Origin of the sequence: Cytobacillus firmus NBRC 15306, from assembly GCF_001591465.1 — a bacterium.
Classification (GTDB): Bacteria; Bacillota; Bacilli; order Bacillales; family Cytobacillaceae; genus Cytobacillus; species Cytobacillus firmus.
In genome coordinates this window covers 21,399-39,437 of sequence record NZ_BCUY01000034.1, presented here as the reverse complement: position 1 = coordinate 39,437, position 18,039 = coordinate 21,399, and the positions used below count along the sequence as shown (strand labels likewise).

Here is an 18,039-nt window from a genome sequence, read left to right as displayed (position 1 = left end):
TAAAGGAACCCCCCACTGGTTGAAGTTTCACTTTATCCTATCAGAGAAAAATTAACCTTACAATGGAGAAAGAGACTTCATTAGTTAGACGAAAAAATTACGATGATGGTTTCCTGTATTTTCAAAAAAACGGTTTTAAAATTTTTTCTCATCTGGAAAGATATTTTCAGATATTTTTGCTACAATAAGAGGATAAAATACTGGAAGTTTGGCAGGCAGTTTCATAAGAAGCTGTCTTTTTATCAATTTGGCTACGGTTCGGAGGTTTCGTCATTGAAAAGAAGGAATCAAACTATTCGTGATCTCATCTACATCCATCTTAATGAACAGGATCAATATGTGATGACTTATGGAATTGAGTTTGCAGAGTTTGCCCAGACGCTTTCAGATTCTATTAATAATTTGCTGCTGTTAAAGCACCGTTATGAACATGGGGACTTTAATAGCCATACGATGTTCGATTATGTGTCAAGGGACAAGCTGGGCAGGCTGGTTGAGGATGATGTATATGGCTATGGCGATTTTTGCTGGATTGACTTCGAGGAAGAGGAAGCGGTGAATGAGCTTCCCGGCCAGACAATTGCGGAGCTCCTTTATCTCGGCCATATTAAAGAGCATCTTAAGCTGCCTTTTTACAATTATCTGAGCAACCGGTATGTATACCTTGCCCATGATGATGGCTGGTTTAACCGCACATATTACCGTGATCTGAACGATTTTTACCGGATGCTTGGGGAAGTGATCCCCGGGAAAATGGGACAGATGAAGGTAGAAAAAACGCTCCTTGGCATTAAAAAGAAAAAGACGTACCCTCCAATCACCAGAGATGTCCTGCTTTCATTAAAGCCCCTTATGAAAGAAGGAGCGGTCCTTTCCATTAAGGATATTGAACAGAATCGGGTCAGGATCGAGATTCCAATTTGGATTATTGGCGATTTTGCGAATATGGATGATATGTATGATGAGTATGAAGCCATAGTGAAAGAGCCATGTGAGGCGAAGATTGTGTTCGATAAGAAGACAAGGGAATGGAAAATATACTCGCGTTAGAATTCTGAACTTTTTTACAACATTCAGCAATTTTCTATTACTTTTTCTGCGGGATGGTGTATAATCGGAAATAGAAAATTTTATATCCGCAATAGAACTGGTGTCTTTTCAAAAGGGCTTTAAAGCAAGCTCTTTGAAGACTTAATAGGGAAGCTGGTGAAATTCCAGCGCGGTCCCGCCACTGTAAATGGTAGCTGTCTGCAAATCCACTGTACACACAAGTATGGGAAGGAGCAGAACGCATGGACCATGAGCCAGGAGACCTGCCTGATTCTTAAGCACCCATAAACCTACGAGGATAGGGAGGTGTTTGGTCCGGCCATCTATTCTGCATTTTTTGTAAATGACCATACCAACATCTCCTTGCCGTTCGAGGGGATGTTTTTTTATTTTAAACGGTGGTGACAGGCACCACCCGAATTTTGTCGAAAGTAATGGAGGATTGCTGAGTATGAAGAAGTTTTATGCATTTTTATTAACTATGCTGCTTGCTGCAGGAGTGCTTGCAGGCTGCGGCGAGAGTGCTGAACAGCCAAAAGAAGAGAAAAAGGTTGAGGAAGGGCAGAATGCTGCTTTTCCTGTAACGATAAAAGACGCGCTGGATAATGAAGTGGTCATTGAAACCAAGCCTGAAAGAATCGTTTCCGTGATTCCAAGCAACACCGAAATAGCATTCGAATTGGGGCTTGGAGAAGAAGTCGTCGGGGTTTCCGATTTTGATAACTATCCGCAAGAAGCCGCAGAAAAGGAAAAGATTGGCGGCTTGGAATTTAATGTAGAAAAGGTGATCTCTTTAAATCCCGACCTTGTCCTTGCCCACGCTTCAAGTGCACAAAGTTCGGAAGCAGGTCTTCAGCAATTAAAAGATGCGGGAGTGACCGTACTTGTTGTCAATGACGCGAAGAGCTTTGATCAGGTATTTGAATCCATTGAAATGGTTGGGACTGCAGCGGGAGCGAAAGAAAAAGCAGAACAGCTCGTTTCAGACATGAAGAGCCAGCTTGAGGAAATCAAAACAAAAGCTAAGGGGATAAAAGAAGAGGACCGCAAATCGGTAATGGTTGAAGTTTCGCCTGCTCCGGAAATCTATGCAGCAGGCACTGAGACATTTATGGACGAAATGCTAAGTGCCATCAGCGCAGAAAATATCATCACGGAAGAAGGATGGCCGAAGATGGATCCGGAAGCGATTATCGAACGGAATCCGGATGTTATCATCACAACACATGGCTATTACACTGAAGATGCTGTCGGCAATGTCTTAAGCCGGGATGGCTGGCAGGATATTACCGCAGTGAAAAATAAGCAGGTTAACGATGTTGATTCCGATATGGTAACCCGCTCTGGCCCTCGTATTATTGAAGGAGTCGAGGAACTTGCAAAAGCAGTATATCCGGACGTATTTAAATAATAAATTACTTGCTTATGTAACAGCAGCAGCATGTCTGTTTTGTGCCATGCTCATGGGGATTTCAATCGGAACAGTGTCCATTCATCCCATGACGATCATCAGAGTAATAAGCGCTGAGATTTTTCCTTTTATTTCATTGGGAAACACGGATGCTATGCATGCAAATATCATTATGAACATACGCCTGCCGCGCGTTTTGCTGGCTGGTTTGGTAGGGGCGTCTCTTGCAATCGCGGGAGCCGCCTTTCAAGGTTTATTAAGAAACCCGCTGGCAGATCCATATACCATTGGAGTTTCTTCCGGGGCTTCACTCGGTGCAGTTTTAACCTTGTTCTTTGGCTTATCCATTCCCTTTGCAGGAATGTTTACACTGCCTTTATTCAGCATCTTATTTTCCTTTTTAACCATTTTTGCCGTTCTGCTATTTGCGAGAAATATTGAAAGATCCATGAAAGTGGAAACGATTATTTTAACGGGCATTATCTTCAGTTCTTTTCTTGGCGCTCTAATTTCTCTGATGATTGCCCTGACTGGAGAGGAACTTAGACAGATTATTGGCTGGCTTCTTGGCAGTGTATCCATGAGAGGCTGGGCGTATATTAACATTATCCTTCCATTTTTTATAATAGGTGCCATCCTTCTGTTAGTGAACAGTAAAGAGCTGAATGCTATGAGCTTCGGAGAAGAAAAGGCCCAGCATATCGGGGTGGACGTTCAGAAGAGAAAAATGATGGTCCTGGTAGCTGGCTCTATCTTAACGGGTGCAGCTGTAGCTGTGTCTGGAACGATAGGATTTGTCGGGCTTGTGATCCCGCATCTGACCAGGATGTTATGGGGGCCGGATCATAGGCACCTATTGCCGCTATCGATACTTATGGGTTCAGGTTTTCTCATTATTGCCGATCTGGTTTCACGGACGATCATTGCCCCTGCCGAGCTTCCAATCGGTGTGATTACAGCTTTAATCGGTGCACCTGCTTTTGGGGTTATTTTAATGAAAAGAAAGAATAAACTTTAAGCGCATAAAGGCGCTTGCACTTTTCTGTTCAGAAAGAAGTGATTAATCATGCTAAGAGTCCAGCAAGTCACTGGCGGGTATGCCGGTGCGCCGGTTGTAAAAAATATCAGCTTTGAAGTGGAAAAAGGGGAGCTTTTCGGGATACTGGGGCCGAATGGAAGCGGGAAGACGACTTTACTGAAGATGCTGAGCGGCATTTTGCCCCATACATCAGGTGATATTGTGATCAAAGGTAAGAACCTTTCAGAATATACACCGAAAGAGCTGGCGAAAATCATTGCTGTTCTGCCCCAGCATTCCTCTCAGGCCTTTTCATATACTGTTAAGGAAACCGTTTCCCTTGGCCGGTATGCTCATCAAAAGGGCTGGTTCCAGAGCTGGTCCGGCAAAGATGAAGAAGCGGTCAATCGGGTCATGGAGCAGACGGGCATCTCCCAATTTCAGGATGATGATATTCAGCAATTATCCGGCGGTGAAAGACAAAGGGTGTTTTTAGCTCAGGCCCTTGCCCAGGAGCCGGAAATATTATTGCTGGATGAGCCGACGAACCATCTTGATTTATCCTATCAAAAAGAGCTGCTGGATCTCCTTTCTGTATGGTCAAAGGACTGCGGGCTGACGGTTATTTCTATCTTCCATGATTTAAATCTGGCCGGCCTGTACTGTGACCGTCTATTGCTGCTGGAGAATGGCGAAGTGAATATTAACCATGTTCCTAACGAAGTTTTAAAAGAAGGGCGGATACGCGAGGTTTACAGAACGAAGATCGAGAAGCTGCCGCATCCAAGAGTGGCGGCCCCTCAGATGGTGCTGGTGCCTGAGCGCTCGCAGGCAGAAAGCCAATTAGAGAAGCGAATTGATCAAGCCAGCCTGGAGGTAAAGGAAGACTTGCTGGTCCTGCGCTCGCCATTTCCGCTTAAAACCATGTCTTCAGGTGTAACCGGATCGGGGACTGGCTGGAATCGAATTTTTCTTAACCGGCATGTGAGCAAGAATTACGACTGCAGTGATCATCGGGCAGAGATGGCGGAATTTGTCCGGGAAATCGGCTTTGAACCCGGGGAAACTGTGGGGATGATGACCGCTGTATATATTGAGGATTACAGCAGTCAATTTTATGAAGAAGATACATTCTCTGTGTTTGTGGTCGTGACAGCTGGTGTCGGCAATGCGGTTGATGCTTCGAAAAGTGAAGAGCATTCTTATCATCTGACTCCAGGTACAATCAATACTTGGATTTTTGTTAATGGCCATCTGACAGAGGAAGCCTTTATCCAATCCATTATGACCGCAACCGAGGCCAAGACCAGAGCACTATATGATCAGGAGGTTATAGATGCCGTCACGGGGACGATAGCTACCGGAACATCAACTGACAGTATTTTGATTGCCGCCGCACAGCAGGGAGAAAACCTGGAGTATGCGGGTACCATTACACCGCTTGGCAAACTGATTGGCAAGGGTGTCTACGAATGTACCGTTGAGGCGATAAAAAAATCGCAAAGCAGGATAAAAAGATGATTTTATATCACCTGTTCGCGCTAACCTTTGCCTGGTTACTGGATAAGCTGATAGGGGATCCGCCAAACTGGCCGCATCCGGTCAGGTGGATGGGTGCCCTGATACATAAACTTGAACAAGCTCTGAATAAAGGCCGCTTTAGAAAATTAAAAGGGAGCCTCATGCTATTGATCGTACTGCTGGCAGCAGGCGGCATCACCCTTTTCATTACCCGGCTCTTCTATGAAATTCATCCGATCGCAGGCATCTTGGCAGAAGGAATTCTTATATTCACAGCCATTGCTCAAAAGAGTTTAAAAGAGGCAGCGCTGGAGGTATATGAGCCTCTGGCAAAAGGTGAAATGGAAGCAGCAAGAGTAAAGCTTTCTTACATTGTCGGCAGGGATACAGATCTGCTGGATGAACCAGGCATTGTCCGGGCTGCCGTGGAGACAGTGGCTGAAAACACCAGTGATGGCATTACTGCTCCATTATTTTGGGCCATGATCGGCGGTGCACCGCTGGCCCTTATCTACCGGGCTATTAATACATGTGATTCGATGGTTGGCCACATGAATGAACGATATATGGATTTTGGATGGGCTTCTGCCAAAGTGGATGATATCGCGAACTGGATCCCGAGCCGGCTGACATCACTTTGCATCATGCTCACGCAAAAGCCGGAGCATTCTCCATATGAGGAAGCATGGGCAATCCTTTTTAGAGATGCACCTAAGCATCCGAGCCCGAATAGCGGCTGGGGCGAAGCGGCTGTTGCAGCCCTTCTGGGGGTTCAGCTGGGAGGAATCAATTTTTATAAGGGTGTAATCTCAAACCGTGCCACGATGGGGAAGCTCCTGGTGCAGCTTGAAAAAGAACATATTATAAAAAGTATTTCGATCATGAACAAGACGGTTTTCTTATTCTTGCTTTTATTATGGACAGGAGGGATGTTCCTTGATTTGGCCTTCACACGGATCTAATCCGCAATATTTATATGAAGCGATGGATAAGCAAATGCCTGAGGAGCGGATTGATTTCAGTGCCAATATCAATCCCCTTGGCCCTCCCCGTGAATTAAAAGACAGGTGGGGAAGCCTATTCCAATATATTAGCGATTATCCGGATCCCCTTGCTTCTCTTTTAAAAAGCAAACTGGGGGCAACAGAGGGAATAAAAGAAACACAGATTCTGGTGGGAAATGGAGGCGCCGAGCTAATCACACTGATTGGCCGGATGATAGCCGGGAAAAGTGTGCTGATTATTCAGCCGGCTTTTTCGGAATATGAAGAGGCCTGCCGCGTTAATCATTGTACTGTCTCCTATCATCAGCTGGTGCCCGGCGACTGGGATCTTAATTTGGAAGCGCTATCTGAAAAGCTAAAAGCCGCTGATGTTGTTTTCTTCTGCAACCCAAATAACCCGACAGGTATTTATTACCCATCTGCCATTGTAGAGGAATTGATTAAGAAGTGTCATATCCATAGCTGCCTCCTTATTATGGATGAAGCTTTTTATGACTTTGCCTGCGACTATCAATCTATCGTTCCTTTCATGGGAAAGGCTTCAAATGTTGTGGTGCTGCGCTCCATGACAAAGATGTTTTCGATACCAGGCCTGCGCCTTGGATACATGATGGCAAGTGAGGGGTTAATTGAAAGAGCAACTGCGCTGAAACCGCACTGGAGCGTGAATGCTCTTGCGTTAAAAGCAGGTGAATGGTGTCTGGACAGCAAAGAGCATGTCAGGCTGACAAAGAATTTGATCCGGCAGGAGAGGGCTAGGCTTGTTCAATTTTATCAGCAATTGGATTTTGAGGTTTCCCCTTCTTCAGTTAATTTCTATTTGTTAAGAGATCCAAGCATTGATGTGCAGCTGCCTCTTTTTCGATTTTTGCTTGAGAAAGGAATTATTCCGAGACATACAATGAATTTCCCTGGCCTGGAAGGGAAATGGCTGCGCTTTGCGATTAAAGGGCCGAAAGACAACGATGTGCTGATGGAGGCGATGCGGCAATGGCGGAAGGATCGCTGATTTTTATCTCCGGTGGAGTGCGGAGCGGAAAAAGCTCCTTTGCGGAGAGAACTGCTGCCATGCTGGCAATGAGAACGGAAGGGAAGCTTCATTATATTGCTGCAGGAAAAGCATACGATCCCGAGATGGAAGCACGGATTCAGAGGCACCAGGATGACCGGGATAAGAGCGGCTTGGACTGGACAACCTGGGAGAAGCCTTTTGCACTTGAAGAGATCTCGGGAAACTTTAACCATCAGGATATTATTCTATTCGATTGCTTGACCACTCTCTTGAATAATGAACTTTTTAGAGCGGAAGACCTTTGGAGGAATAGAGAATATCAGGAAAATCTGTCATCTGATATTCTCGTGGCCATCACTGAAATACGCAAAAATTGCAGGACCTTGATCGTTGTCAGCAACGAGGTCTTGAATGAGCCAATTTACAAAAATGAACTGGTGATTACATATTCAAAAATACTTGGGACGCTTCATAGGAATATAGTAGATATGGCTGATGAAGCCTATCTTGTTGAAGCAGGCATCCCCATACAAATGAAAGGAGAACCGGCATGAAAGGGATCATGATTCAGGGGACTTCATCCGACGCAGGTAAAAGCCTTATTGCTACGGCTCTTTGCCGCGCATTCTCCAATGAAGGTTTCCGCACGGCTCCTTTTAAATCCCAGAATATGTCCAATAATTCATACGTGACAAAGGATGGGAATGAAATTGGCAGGGCACAGGGCATTCAGGCTGAAGCGGCAAGAACGGAAGCTGCTGTCTGGATGAATCCCATCCTCCTTAAGCCTCAATCCGCTCAGAGTGCTGAGGTCATTCTCCTTGGAAAAGCAGTCAACTCCCTATCGGGAAGAAGCTATCGGGAATCCTTTTATGAAAAAGGGCTTGAAACCATCAAAGAGGCACTGAGTCTGCTTGCTGCTCAATACGAGCTGCTTGTCATAGAAGGAGCTGGCAGCCCTGTTGAAATTAATTTAAAAGATAAAGAGCTAGTGAATATGAAGGTCGCCGAAATGGCGGATGTGCCAGTCATCCTGGTTGCCGATATTGACAGGGGCGGTGTCTTTGCCAGTATTTGTGGAACTCTGGAGCTTTTCACCAAGCAGGAAAGACAGCGGGTTGCAGGCATTATCATTAATAAATTCCGCGGAGATATCACACTGTTTGAGGATGGCATCCGCTGGATCGAAGAAAAGACGGGCGTCCCTGTCCTTGGCGTTCTGCCTTACTTGGAAGACCATATGATCGATGCAGAGGATTCCTTATCCATTCAGGCTGCTGTTCCAAGAGCTGGTGAGGGTATTCTGGATATTGCAGTGCTGCGGCCGCCATTTATTTCAAACTTCAGTGACATCGATCCGTTTTACTATGAAGATGACGTGTACATTAGGTGGGTAAGACATCTATCGGAGGCTGGCTCACCTGATGCGGTGATCATTCCCGGCACAAAGAGCACGATTCGAGACTTGCGCTATTTCAAGGAAAAAGGTCTGGCGGACTGGATTGTGCGCTATGCTGCCGATGGAGGTTCAATTGCCGGCATTTGTGGAGGATACCAGATGCTCGGCAGGAGATTAATCGATATGGCAGGTTCTGATACCGGAATTCCTTATGAAAAGGAAAAAGGCTTAAATTTGATACCGGCAGACACCATTTTTCATAAACGCAAGAAGACCGTGCAAGTGAAGGGAAGTCTGCATTCAAGCACGAAGCTTCCCGTAAAAGAGATCTTGGATGGATATGAAATCCATTTAGGTGAAACAGTTCTTGAAAATGATTTTGATGGCAATCGCCTTCTGCTGCTTCAAAATGGCGAAGAAGATGGATTTTATGGGAATGATGGCCGTCTGGTAGGGACTTATATGCACCACATCTTCCATAATGATGAATGGAGGGGTGCGTGGCTTAATTCCCTGCGCAAACAAAAAGGCATTCCAAGTAAGGAGCCTGTCCGAATAAAATCCCTGAAGGATAGGAAATACAGCGAACTGGCAGAAAATATGATGCAGCATCTTGATTGGGAAAAATTAAAGGAAATTGTCTTTAGCTGGAGAAAACAAAATGAAATGGCTTAAAGGATTATTGATCAATCTTCAATTTTTCACAAGCATTCCCATTCCGATATCCCTGCCTATGGATAAGCCTCATCTGGAGAAGGCAATCAGAACCTTCCCTATAGCCGGCCTCATCCAGGGTGGGATATATGCATTTATACTCTATGCTTTTCTTGAATGGACTCCTTTTTCTCTATTGGCAGCGGCCTTTGCCGTCTGGCTGACCGGCATTTTGCTGACCGGCGGGATCCATCTCGATGGATGGATGGATGCGAGCGATGCGTTCTTCTCCTATCGCGATCAGGAGAGGCGGCTTGAAATCATGAGTGATCCCCGGGTGGGAGCGTTCGGGGTGCTGTCTGTTATTGTCCTGCTGGGTGCCCGATTTCTATTTATCTATGAAATTGTGCTTTTATCAAATCCAACTTCCTATTTTTTAATAGCCATGATTCCATTTTTAAGCAAGATGGTAATGGGAACATTGCTGATAAAAGTTAAGGGGGCCAAAAAAGAGGGGCTGGGCTCATTATTTCAGCAGGCTGCTGTTAAAACCACCCTGTCTATTTACCCTGTCTTCATTCTGGCCGCATCGGCAGCTGCCTGGCTGGCTGGTTACCCGGCTATTGTTGGATTTCTTTTCATGGTTCTTTTTTCAATATTGTTTTTCGTATTATTATCAAGAAAAGTCATTGCCTGGTTTGGCGGAATGACAGGGGATGTCCTTGGGGCCAGTGTGGAAGGGACGGAGGTGCTTTTATGGATGATACTGTGGCTGTTGCATTATTTCGTCATGGGCTGACAGAAGCCAATAAGTCCCATGCTTATCTGGGCTGGACAGATTCTCCTCTGTGTCCGGAACATAAGAATAAGCTTGCCCCGGCCCCTCAAGGCTACAGAAGAATTTTTGCAAGTGATTTAGGCAGATGCATGAAGACGGCTGCTATTCTTTTCCCGGATCATTCTATTGAACCTTGTCCCGAATGGAGAGAAATGCATTTTGGCGAGTGGGAAGGCAGGACATATCAAGAACTGAAAGATAACCCGGCTTATCAAAAATGGCTGGAAGACCCTTTCTCAGGTGTGCTGCCTGGAGGGGAATCCTTTGCAGCATTCACAGCAAGAGTGGATAAAGGATGGCAGAATTTAACCGATCAATTGCTTCAGGGAAATAACAGTGATGCTGCTGTTATTACACATGGCGGAGTCATAAGGTACCTTCTTGGAAAGTATGCACCGGAGCAAAAAGGATTCTGGGAATGGCATATTCCGTTTGGAAGCGGCTATGAGCTTAGATGGACACGGGAAGCGTTTAGGAGGGGAGAACGATGCACTTCATTACAGGAGGCAGGTTTAACGGGAAGTCCGAATGGGTGAAGAATTTTTATCAATTGGCAGACACTCCTCATAAATGGATTTCAGCTTATCATGGTGAGTCGGCCGGCGATCTTGATCGAAACCTGATTGTCTTTGAGGGAATTGAGCTAATGATTCGGGAGTGGTCACAAGCACTGGAGTTTGAAGAGATTCGGGAAAAGTGGCAGGAGATGCTGGAAAAGTGGCTCCAATGGGAAAATGCAGATGTTAACCGGAAAGTTGTTTTAATCGGATCTGATATTTCTAAAGGGATTGTTCCGATGGAAGCGCTTGACCGAAAGTGGCGGGATGCGTCCGGGTGGGCCTTTCAGGATGCCGCTGCTGCTGCAGATAGAGTCGATTTGATTTGGTATGGCATCAATCAAAAAATAAAATGAAATGGGGAATTGCTGATGAAACTTTATACACGAACTGGCGATGAGGGAAAAACAAGTATTATCGGAGGCAGAGTGGAGAAGGATGATGTAAGGGTTGAAGCATACGGAACAGTGGATGAAGTCAACTGTTTTGTCGGGCAGGCCATGACACAGCTGGATCCGGCCATTTTTCAGGATGTCCTGGAGGATCTGGAGAAGATTCAGCATGAGCTTTTTGACTGCGGCGGCGACCTTGCGAATGTTACGAAAAAGCGGGAGCTTAAATTGACGAAGGATTCTGTTGATTATTTGGAGACTAAGATTGATAGATTGATCGAAGAAGCGCCAAAGCTGGAAAGGTTTATTCTGCCTGGGGGAGCACCTGCATCTGCATCCATTCATATTGCCAGGACAGTAACCCGGAGAGCGGAGCGTCTTGTGGTCTCACTAAAAAAAGCGGATCCGGATACCTCTGCAGTGGCACTGAAATTCCTGAATCGCTTATCGGATTACTTCTTTGCCCTGGCAAGGGTGATTAATTTCCGTCTGAACCAGAAGGATGTGGAATATGTGCGCAGTGCGAATGTATTCCGTGAAGGAAAGCGCAAGGAGGATAAGTGATGAAAAGCATGAGATTGGGCATGGCCGCCATGCTGATTGCACTGACAGCAATCGGTGCGGCGATAAAAGTTCCTGCCGTTATCGGAAGCGTGGCACTGGATGCGTTTCCTGCCTTGCTCGCAGCCGTGCTGCTTGGCGGCTATGGCGGAGCGGCCGTTGCTGCCATCGGGCATCTGCTGTCAGCATTATTGGGAGGCTTACCGTTAGGGCCCCTTCATCTCCTGATTGCTGTTGAAATGGCATTTCTAGTCTTTGTTTTCAGCTCATTTTACCAGAGAGGCCGCCGCTTTCTTGCAGGGATTCTTTTTGTGCTCGGCAATGCCTTTGCAGCCCCGCTTCCATTTATCTTTTTAATGGGCCAGGCCTTTTACCTGGCGATTGTGCCTTCCCTTTTTATAGGTTCCGTGATTAATGCTGTTATTGCTTATATAGCGATTCCACGGCTTGTCAAGCTTGTGGGACCGGCTCTTTCCAAAGCGGGTGCTGAGCAGTGAGGGATGTCTTAAGCTTCCCTTTTAATTCTAAAGAAACCATTGTTGTAGCCAGTGATAATAGCGGAGGAATCGGCGAGAAAGAGCAGGATGCTGTCCAGGTTCCGTATGAGACCGTTTCGTACTATTCCTTCCGTGTAGCTGTCATGGAATGCATGTCTGCAGGTGCTCAGCCATTTGCAGCAGCCCTTCAAAATTTCTGCGGAGATGATGCCTGGGATCAGCTTATAGGGGGCATTAAAAAGGGGGCCGATGAATTAGGGCTTACGGAACTGCAAATCACCGGCAGTACAGAAAGCAACTTTAACCTGCTTCAATCTGCGGTAGGATTATCTGTACTTGGCAAAAGGCAGGGAGAGCTTCCTGCTGATAGGCTAATCTGTACAGAGGACACAAGGATAGCTGTTATCGGTTCTCCTTTGGTTGGCCAGGAGCTGATTGAGAGGGAGGAGGAGGCAGCACCCCTAAAGCTATTTAAAATAATTAACTCCATTGAAGATATTATGACCCTTCCTGTAGGTTCAAAAGGCGTTTTGACCGAGCTGAACGGGCTGTTTTCCAATAGAAGGTTCGAGATTGAAGACCTGGAATCAGAAGTGGACCTGGTAAAATCAGCAGGTCCATCCACTTGCTTTATAGCCGTATGTCCCGAAGAAAAGCTGGGAGAAATCATGAAGCTGGCAGGACGTTATTATCATATATTGAATAGAACATAATTGGACTTGAAGCTGGGTTATGTCATTTTATATGCGGAAAGCCTGGAAAGAACGAAGCATTTTTATGGTGAATTGCTGGGCCTGAAGCTGAGGAATGAATTTGGAACTTACATCGAGTATGATACAGGCAGCACCATTCTTTCCTTCAATACGAGAGAAGGCGGACGGGAAGTCACCGGGCTGCCGATACCGGATGGAGTGAGGAAGGAGCAGACATTCGAGCTTGGTTTTGTAACGGAAGAAGTGGAAGCTATTGTTGAAAAGCTCAAGACCTCAGGGGTGCCAGTCCTGCTCGAGCCTGTTGAAAAGCCCTGGGGACAGAAAGTGGCATATGTGGAAGATCCGGATGGGCATTATATTGAGATTTGTTCACCTATCGGTTAAAAGTGACTCTGTTTCAGGGTCATTTTTTTGTTGGATGCATAGTAATCGTGAGATTTCAAAAGAAAAACTAAGATTATAAGGGTTATTTGCGCTTACATGCGGGCTTGTAAATATAAGTAAATGTGTTATGATTTTATATGTTTTTGTCGGCCCGACTTTGATGAGAGTTCAAAGTCATTACTATAAATCTATTAATAAAGAGGTGTTTATTTGAAAGTTTTATCAAAAAAAGAACAATGGTTTGGCAATGTGAAGGGAGACATCCTTGCTGGAATCGTAGTGGCATTGGCGCTGATTCCTGAGGCGATTGCTTTCTCCATTATTGCGGGTGTCGATCCGATGATTGGATTGTATGCTTCGTTCTGTATAGCTGTGACTATTGCTATAGTGGGCGGAAGGCCTGGAATGATTTCTGCGGCAACCGGTGCGATGGCGTTATTGATGGTTACTTTAGTAGCTGATCACGGGCTGCAGTATTTATTTGCTGCGACTATTTTGACGGGAGTTCTGCAGATTTTATTCGGTGTGCTTAAGCTGGCCCGTTTTATGAAGTTCATTCCGCGTGCGGTAATGATTGGGTTTGTTAACGCACTGGCGATTTTAATTTTTATGGCTCAGCTGGAGCAATTTGTAGATGCTACTTGGGTGATGTATGCAATGGTTGCCGGTGCACTGGCGATTATTTATCTTTTCCCGAGATTTACGAAAGCAGCGCCATCTCCTCTGGTAGCGATTATTGTTATTACGATCATTGCCATCGTGACAAAGAGTGATGTACGCACAGTTGGCGATATGGGAACCATCACATCAGCTCTTCCGGCATTCTTTATACCGGATGTTCCATTGAACCTTGACACTCTGAAAATCATTTTCCCTTACTCTATTGCCCTAGCGATCGTAGGCTTGCTTGAATCTCTGCTGACTGCATCGATTGTGGATGACATGACCGATACGGCCAGTGATAAGAACATGGAAAGCCGCGGACAGGGAATTGCAAATATCGTGGCAGGTCTATTTGGCGGAATGGCAGGCTGTGCTATGATTGGACAGTCCGTCATTAATGTGAAATCCGGTGGAAGAGGCAGGCTGTCAACGATAGTAGCCGGCGTATTCCTGATGTTTCTGATTTTAGTATTAGGCAATATTGTCGTGCAAATACCGATGGCTGCCCTGGTTGGTGTTATGATCATGGTATCGATCGGAACATTTGACTGGTCATCCATTAAGAGCCTTGCTAAAACTCCTGTCACAGATTCGATTGTTATGATTGTAACGACTGTTACAACTGTTTTCACCCATGACCTATCCAAAGGAGTTTTTGCTGGTATCATCCTGAGTGCAATCTTCTTTGTGGCTAAAATTTCGAAAGTGCATGTTGCGTCACGAATTGAAGGAGATAAGAAAATATACGCTGTAACAGGCCAGGTTTTCTTTGCCTCTGTAGAGGAACTTGTAGCGGCATTCGACTTTAATGAGGAATTAAAAGAAGTAGAAATTGACTTTTCACAGGCGCATGTCTGGGATGACTCAGGTGTCGCTGCCATCGATAAGATTGTATTAAAGCTTCGGGACAATGGTGTGCTGGTCCGCCTATCAGGGTTAAACGCGCCAAGCTCGAACTTGATTGAGCGTTTGGCCGTTCACCGCAATCCTGGTGCGAAATTATCCGGCCATTAATAATATTGTAATAAATACCACAGTCAGCTCTGACTGTGGTATTTTCTTTATAAGAATATTTTAGGGGTGAGGCTCTGTGTTTAAAAAAATATTGATGGCTGCAGATGGATCTGATCATTCTATTCGGGCAGCCGCTAAAGCCATACAACTGGCTGAACAGAATCGTGATTCTGAAATAACTGTAGTGTATGCCGTTGATGGCCAGACCTCAAAGGAAGATATCCTTCACCATTTTGATAAGAGTATAGTGGATCAGGTGAGGAAAAAACGTTTAGAGCCAATAGAAAGCTTATTAAAAGAGAAGGGCATCTCATATGAAATAAAAATACTGCAGGGAGAGCCTGGACCAGCCATTGTGGAGTTTGCCAACAAAATGGATTTTGATGTTGCTGTAGTTGGCAGCCGGGGTCTGAATACTCTCCAGGAAATGGTGCTGGGCAGTGTTAGCCATAAAATAGCTAAGCGTGTGAAAGCGCCTGTTTTGATTGTTAAGTAAAGTCCAGAAATATATATTTTACCTTTCCAGTTACGGATGCCTCGCCAAGTGACCGTAAGCCTGCAAATCCCAGCAGGGAGTTTAGTAAAACCAAAAAAGATGCCCCAGCAGGGACATCTTTTTTTCAAATCAGCCGGCTTTCACTGCAGATTGAGGCTGAAGCTTCTTCTCTTTGCCGCTTGCCTTATCAGACAGCAGGGTCAATGCACCGTCACCAGTTACATTGCACGCTGTTCCGAAGCTGTCCTGGGCAAGGTATAGGGCAATCATTAGCGCAAGCATGGTTTCATTGAATCCGAGCATACTTTCAAGCAGACCCAATGCGGCCATGACAGCTCCTCCAGGAACACCTGGAGCCGCGATCATTGTGATTCCAAGCATTAAGATGAAAGGCAGGATTTCTGCAAATGATGTTGTTTGACCCTGCAGCATCATTACGGCAATCGCACAGCTCACAATGGTGATTGTGCTTCCGGAGAGATGAATCGTTGCCAGTAATGGAACAGAGAAATCCGCAACTTTTTCGCGCGCACCAAGCTTTTTAACCTGTTTAAGCGTAACAGGAATCGTGGAGGCGGATGACTGGGTTCCAAGCGCCGTAAAGTAAGCAGGCATCATATTTTTCATGAGTCTGAGCGGATTGGCTTTCATCAGGCTGCCTGCCGCTGAATATTGGAGCAGTAAAAATAAAAGATGAAGAGCAATAATCATGACAAAGACTTTTGCAAATACAGAAATAATGGCGCCAACCTGTCCGCCTTGCGTCATATTGGCAAAAATCCCGAAAATATGGACAGGAAGCAATGGGATGATGACCTTTTCAATCAGTTTTTCAATAATATCCCGGAAATCATTCATCGCATTTTGCAGAGTGTCTCCTTTGATTGCAGCCAATCCAAGACCTAAAGTGAATGAAATCAGCAGTGCCGTCATGACACCCATTACCGGAGGCATGTCCACCTGGAAAAAGGGGGCAAGCAAAGCATCCTCAGGATTCTCAAACTCTTTGAAGCTTTGGTTTTTTAATAGAATAGGATATAACACCGTCGCAGAAAAATAGGCGATTAAACCGGCAGTGATTGTAGAAGCATAGGCAAAACCGGTTGTAATCCCAAGCAGTTTCCCTGCGCCTTTTCCCATGCTGCCGATTCCTGGTGCGATGAATCCGATAATAATTAACGGAATCGCGAAACCAAGAAAGTTTCCGAACAGTCCATTAAAAGTAGCAAATACCTGGATAAGCCATTGGGGAGAAAAAGAACCTATTAAAATACCTAATGCAATAGCTGCAATAATTCTGGGAAGCAAACCGAACTTCATTATTTTTGTCCTCCTAAAAAATACAATTGTTTTTGTTAGGAGGATTATATCCTGTTTTGCTGTAAAAGTTAATAGATAAAACTTTTGTTTTAATAATAAAAAAACTCTGATTATTACTTGAGGATTAAGGGTTTTGCTCTAAGGTAGGCAGGTAAACGTTTTCCTGAAATAATTATTGCCAGAAAAGGAAATTATTTTGTTCGAGTTTCCTTTTTAAGCGCTCTGTCATACTTATAGATATATGGGCGCGGGTGCAGAAAAAAATTCCTGAAGAATTGAACATGTAATCACTCCCTTTCTTAAATGTGAAAGTGTTACAATATAGAGTAGCTTGAATGAACATATAAATCAGCTTAAGAAAAATAAAATGGCATGAGAAGCCAGTTAGTCCATGATTGAATATTGGAGGTTCTTTTTATGAAAACAAAGGTTGGCCTATTATACGGCGGAAAATCTGCAGAGCATAAAGTATCTATGCAGACTGCAATGGCTGTCATTAAAGCATTGGATTTAGAGAAATTTGAAATTCATCCTATTTATATATCAGAAGAAGGCCGATGGGTGAAGGGACCTCAATTGCAAGGTCCTGTTTCCAATGTAAAGGAGCTGGAATTCTCCCAGGGGGAAGCACTTCCTCCAACAGCATTGGCACCGACCCTTTTCCAGGATGCTCAGGAGAAAGGCCCATTTGATGTAATCTTCCCGCTGCTTCACGGTCCAAACGGGGAAGACGGCACAGTTCAGGGACTGCTGGAGCTCTTAAACTTGCCATATGTGGGTAATGGAGTATTGGCTTCATCTGCGGGCATGGATAAGGTCATCATGAAGAATATATTTGCACAGGCAGGTCTGCCGCAGGTGAAGTATGTCTGGTTTATCCGCAGTGAGTGGGAAAATGAAACAGAGGAAGCCTATGAAAAAGTGGAAAAAGAACTCGGCTATCCGTGTTTCGTAAAACCGGCCAACCTGGGTTCGAGTGTAGGGATCAGCAAGTGCATGAACCGCTCAGAGCTTGAGGGAGCATTTAAAGAAGCTTTCAAATTTGACCGTAAAATAATTATCGAAGAAGGCGTCACTGCCAGAGAAATTGAAGCTGGCGTGCTGGGCAATGATGATCCGGAATGCTCTGTCGCCGGTGAAATTGTGCCGAAGGTTGAATTTTATGACTATAAAGCAAAATATGAGGATGGAGACACAGCATTAATCATTCCTGCTGAAATTTCCGAAAGTGAGTACAGGGAACTGAGAGACATGGCCATAAAGGCATTTAAAGCCCTTGACTGCTCAGGTCTGGTCAGAGCGGATTTCTTTTTAACAAGAGAGGGTAAGCTATACATTAATGAAGTCAATACAATGCCAGGCTTTACACCTTTCAGCATGTTTCCGCTTCTGTGGAAGCATACGGGAGTAGAATATCCTCAGCTGATCGAAAGGCTAGTCAATCTGGCCATCGAACGCCATGCTGAGAAACAAAGCATTAAACACACAATGTAATAAGACATAATTGTTGAAGGAAACACGGCATCTTTGCCGTG

General features: G+C 45.0%; 19 protein-coding genes and 1 riboswitch. Of the genes, 18 read left to right on the top strand and 1 reads right to left on the bottom strand.

Features of this window, described 5'->3' with window-relative positions:
* The first annotated feature begins 273 nt into the window (after nt 1–273).
* The 17 genes from BFI01S_RS11505 to BFI01S_RS11425 all read left to right on the top strand — a co-directional run bounded on the left by BFI01S_RS11505 (nt 274) and on the right by BFI01S_RS11425 (nt 15,184).
* The gene (locus BFI01S_RS11505) at nt 274–1,050 is read left to right on the top strand and encodes a hypothetical protein (protein WP_048008743.1); all 777 of its coding nucleotides are present in this window, start codon (nt 274–276) and stop codon (nt 1,048–1,050) included.
* Nucleotides 1,051–1,131: 81 nt separating this feature from the next.
* A riboswitch (cobalamin riboswitch) is annotated at nt 1,132–1,335 on the top strand.
* Nucleotides 1,336–1,501: 166 nt separating this feature from the next.
* Nucleotides 1,502–2,461 (top strand): ABC transporter substrate-binding protein, encoded by a 960-nt coding sequence (locus BFI01S_RS11500; protein ID WP_061792745.1) that lies wholly within the window; start codon nt 1,502–1,504, stop codon nt 2,459–2,461.
* A complete protein-coding gene (locus tag BFI01S_RS11495; RefSeq protein ID WP_061792744.1) occupies nt 2,427–3,479 on the top strand; it encodes a FecCD family ABC transporter permease in 1,053 nt (350 codons plus the stop codon). The genes BFI01S_RS11500 and BFI01S_RS11495 overlap by 35 nt, the downstream gene beginning before the upstream one ends.
* Nucleotides 3,480–3,527: 48 nt before the next feature.
* The gene (locus BFI01S_RS11490) at nt 3,528–5,000 is read left to right on the top strand and encodes an adenosylcobinamide amidohydrolase (RefSeq protein WP_061792743.1); all 1,473 of its coding nucleotides are present in this window, start codon (nt 3,528–3,530) and stop codon (nt 4,998–5,000) included.
* Nucleotides 4,997–5,962 carry an adenosylcobinamide-phosphate synthase CbiB gene (cbiB, locus tag BFI01S_RS11485; RefSeq protein WP_061792742.1) on the top strand — a complete coding sequence of 322 codons (966 nt, stop codon included), beginning with the start codon at nt 4,997–4,999 and terminating at the stop codon, nt 5,960–5,962. The genes BFI01S_RS11490 and cbiB overlap by 4 nt, the downstream gene beginning before the upstream one ends.
* Nucleotides 5,937–7,013, top strand: coding sequence for a threonine-phosphate decarboxylase CobD (gene cobD / locus BFI01S_RS11480; RefSeq protein WP_061792741.1), 1,077 nt, complete (start codon nt 5,937–5,939; stop codon nt 7,011–7,013). The genes cbiB and cobD overlap by 26 nt, the downstream gene beginning before the upstream one ends.
* Nucleotides 6,995–7,570, top strand: a complete 576-nt coding sequence (locus tag BFI01S_RS11475; RefSeq protein WP_061792740.1) for a bifunctional adenosylcobinamide kinase/adenosylcobinamide-phosphate guanylyltransferase — start codon at nt 6,995–6,997, stop codon at nt 7,568–7,570. The genes cobD and BFI01S_RS11475 overlap by 19 nt, the downstream gene beginning before the upstream one ends.
* Complete coding sequence (locus tag BFI01S_RS11470; protein WP_061792739.1) at nt 7,567–9,090, top strand: cobyric acid synthase; 1,524 nt, start codon at nt 7,567–7,569, stop codon at nt 9,088–9,090. Before BFI01S_RS11475 ends, BFI01S_RS11470 begins: the two co-directional genes overlap by 4 nt.
* Nucleotides 9,077–9,868 (top strand): adenosylcobinamide-GDP ribazoletransferase, encoded by a 792-nt coding sequence (cobS, locus tag BFI01S_RS11465; protein WP_061792738.1) that lies wholly within the window; start codon nt 9,077–9,079, stop codon nt 9,866–9,868. Before BFI01S_RS11470 ends, cobS begins: the two co-directional genes overlap by 14 nt.
* Nucleotides 9,826–10,443, top strand: a complete 618-nt coding sequence (locus tag BFI01S_RS11460) for a histidine phosphatase family protein (RefSeq protein WP_061792737.1) — start codon at nt 9,826–9,828, stop codon at nt 10,441–10,443. Before cobS ends, BFI01S_RS11460 begins: the two co-directional genes overlap by 43 nt.
* The gene (locus tag BFI01S_RS11455) at nt 10,395–10,820 is read left to right on the top strand and encodes a bifunctional adenosylcobinamide kinase/adenosylcobinamide-phosphate guanylyltransferase (protein ID WP_061792736.1); all 426 of its coding nucleotides are present in this window, start codon (nt 10,395–10,397) and stop codon (nt 10,818–10,820) included. The genes BFI01S_RS11460 and BFI01S_RS11455 overlap by 49 nt, the downstream gene beginning before the upstream one ends.
* Nucleotides 10,821–10,835: 15 nt before the next feature.
* Nucleotides 10,836–11,420: a cob(I)yrinic acid a,c-diamide adenosyltransferase gene (locus tag BFI01S_RS11450; RefSeq protein ID WP_061792735.1), complete on the top strand. Its 585-nt coding sequence runs from the start codon at nt 10,836–10,838 to the stop codon at nt 11,418–11,420.
* Nucleotides 11,420–11,914 (top strand): ECF transporter S component, encoded by a 495-nt coding sequence (locus BFI01S_RS11445; RefSeq protein ID WP_061792734.1) that lies wholly within the window; start codon nt 11,420–11,422, stop codon nt 11,912–11,914. The genes BFI01S_RS11450 and BFI01S_RS11445 overlap by 1 nt, the downstream gene beginning before the upstream one ends.
* Complete coding sequence (locus BFI01S_RS11440; RefSeq protein WP_061792733.1) at nt 11,911–12,627, top strand: hypothetical protein; 717 nt, start codon at nt 11,911–11,913, stop codon at nt 12,625–12,627. Before BFI01S_RS11445 ends, BFI01S_RS11440 begins: the two co-directional genes overlap by 4 nt.
* Entirely contained in the window at nt 12,628–13,011 is a 384-nt protein-coding gene (locus BFI01S_RS11435; protein ID WP_061792732.1) for a VOC family protein, read from the top strand.
* Between the two features lie 210 nt (nt 13,012–13,221).
* Nucleotides 13,222–14,688 (top strand): SulP family inorganic anion transporter, encoded by a 1,467-nt coding sequence (locus tag BFI01S_RS11430; RefSeq protein ID WP_061792731.1) that lies wholly within the window; start codon nt 13,222–13,224, stop codon nt 14,686–14,688.
* Nucleotides 14,689–14,764: 76 nt separating this feature from the next.
* The gene (locus BFI01S_RS11425; RefSeq protein WP_061792730.1) at nt 14,765–15,184 is read left to right on the top strand and encodes a universal stress protein; all 420 of its coding nucleotides are present in this window, start codon (nt 14,765–14,767) and stop codon (nt 15,182–15,184) included.
* A 129-nt stretch (nt 15,185–15,313) separates the two neighbouring features.
* Here the strand turns inward: BFI01S_RS11425 and BFI01S_RS11420 are convergent, their stop codons facing one another.
* On the bottom strand, nt 15,314–16,504 hold the full coding sequence (locus BFI01S_RS11420; protein ID WP_061792729.1) for a dicarboxylate/amino acid:cation symporter: 1,191 nt from the start codon (nt 16,502–16,504) through the stop codon (nt 15,314–15,316).
* Between the two features lie 417 nt (nt 16,505–16,921).
* Here BFI01S_RS11420 and BFI01S_RS11415 point away from each other — a divergent pair, with 417 nt between their 5' ends.
* Nucleotides 16,922–17,998, top strand: coding sequence for a D-alanine--D-alanine ligase (locus BFI01S_RS11415; RefSeq protein ID WP_061792728.1), 1,077 nt, complete (start codon nt 16,922–16,924; stop codon nt 17,996–17,998).
* Nucleotides 17,999–18,039: the final 41 nt, after the last annotated feature.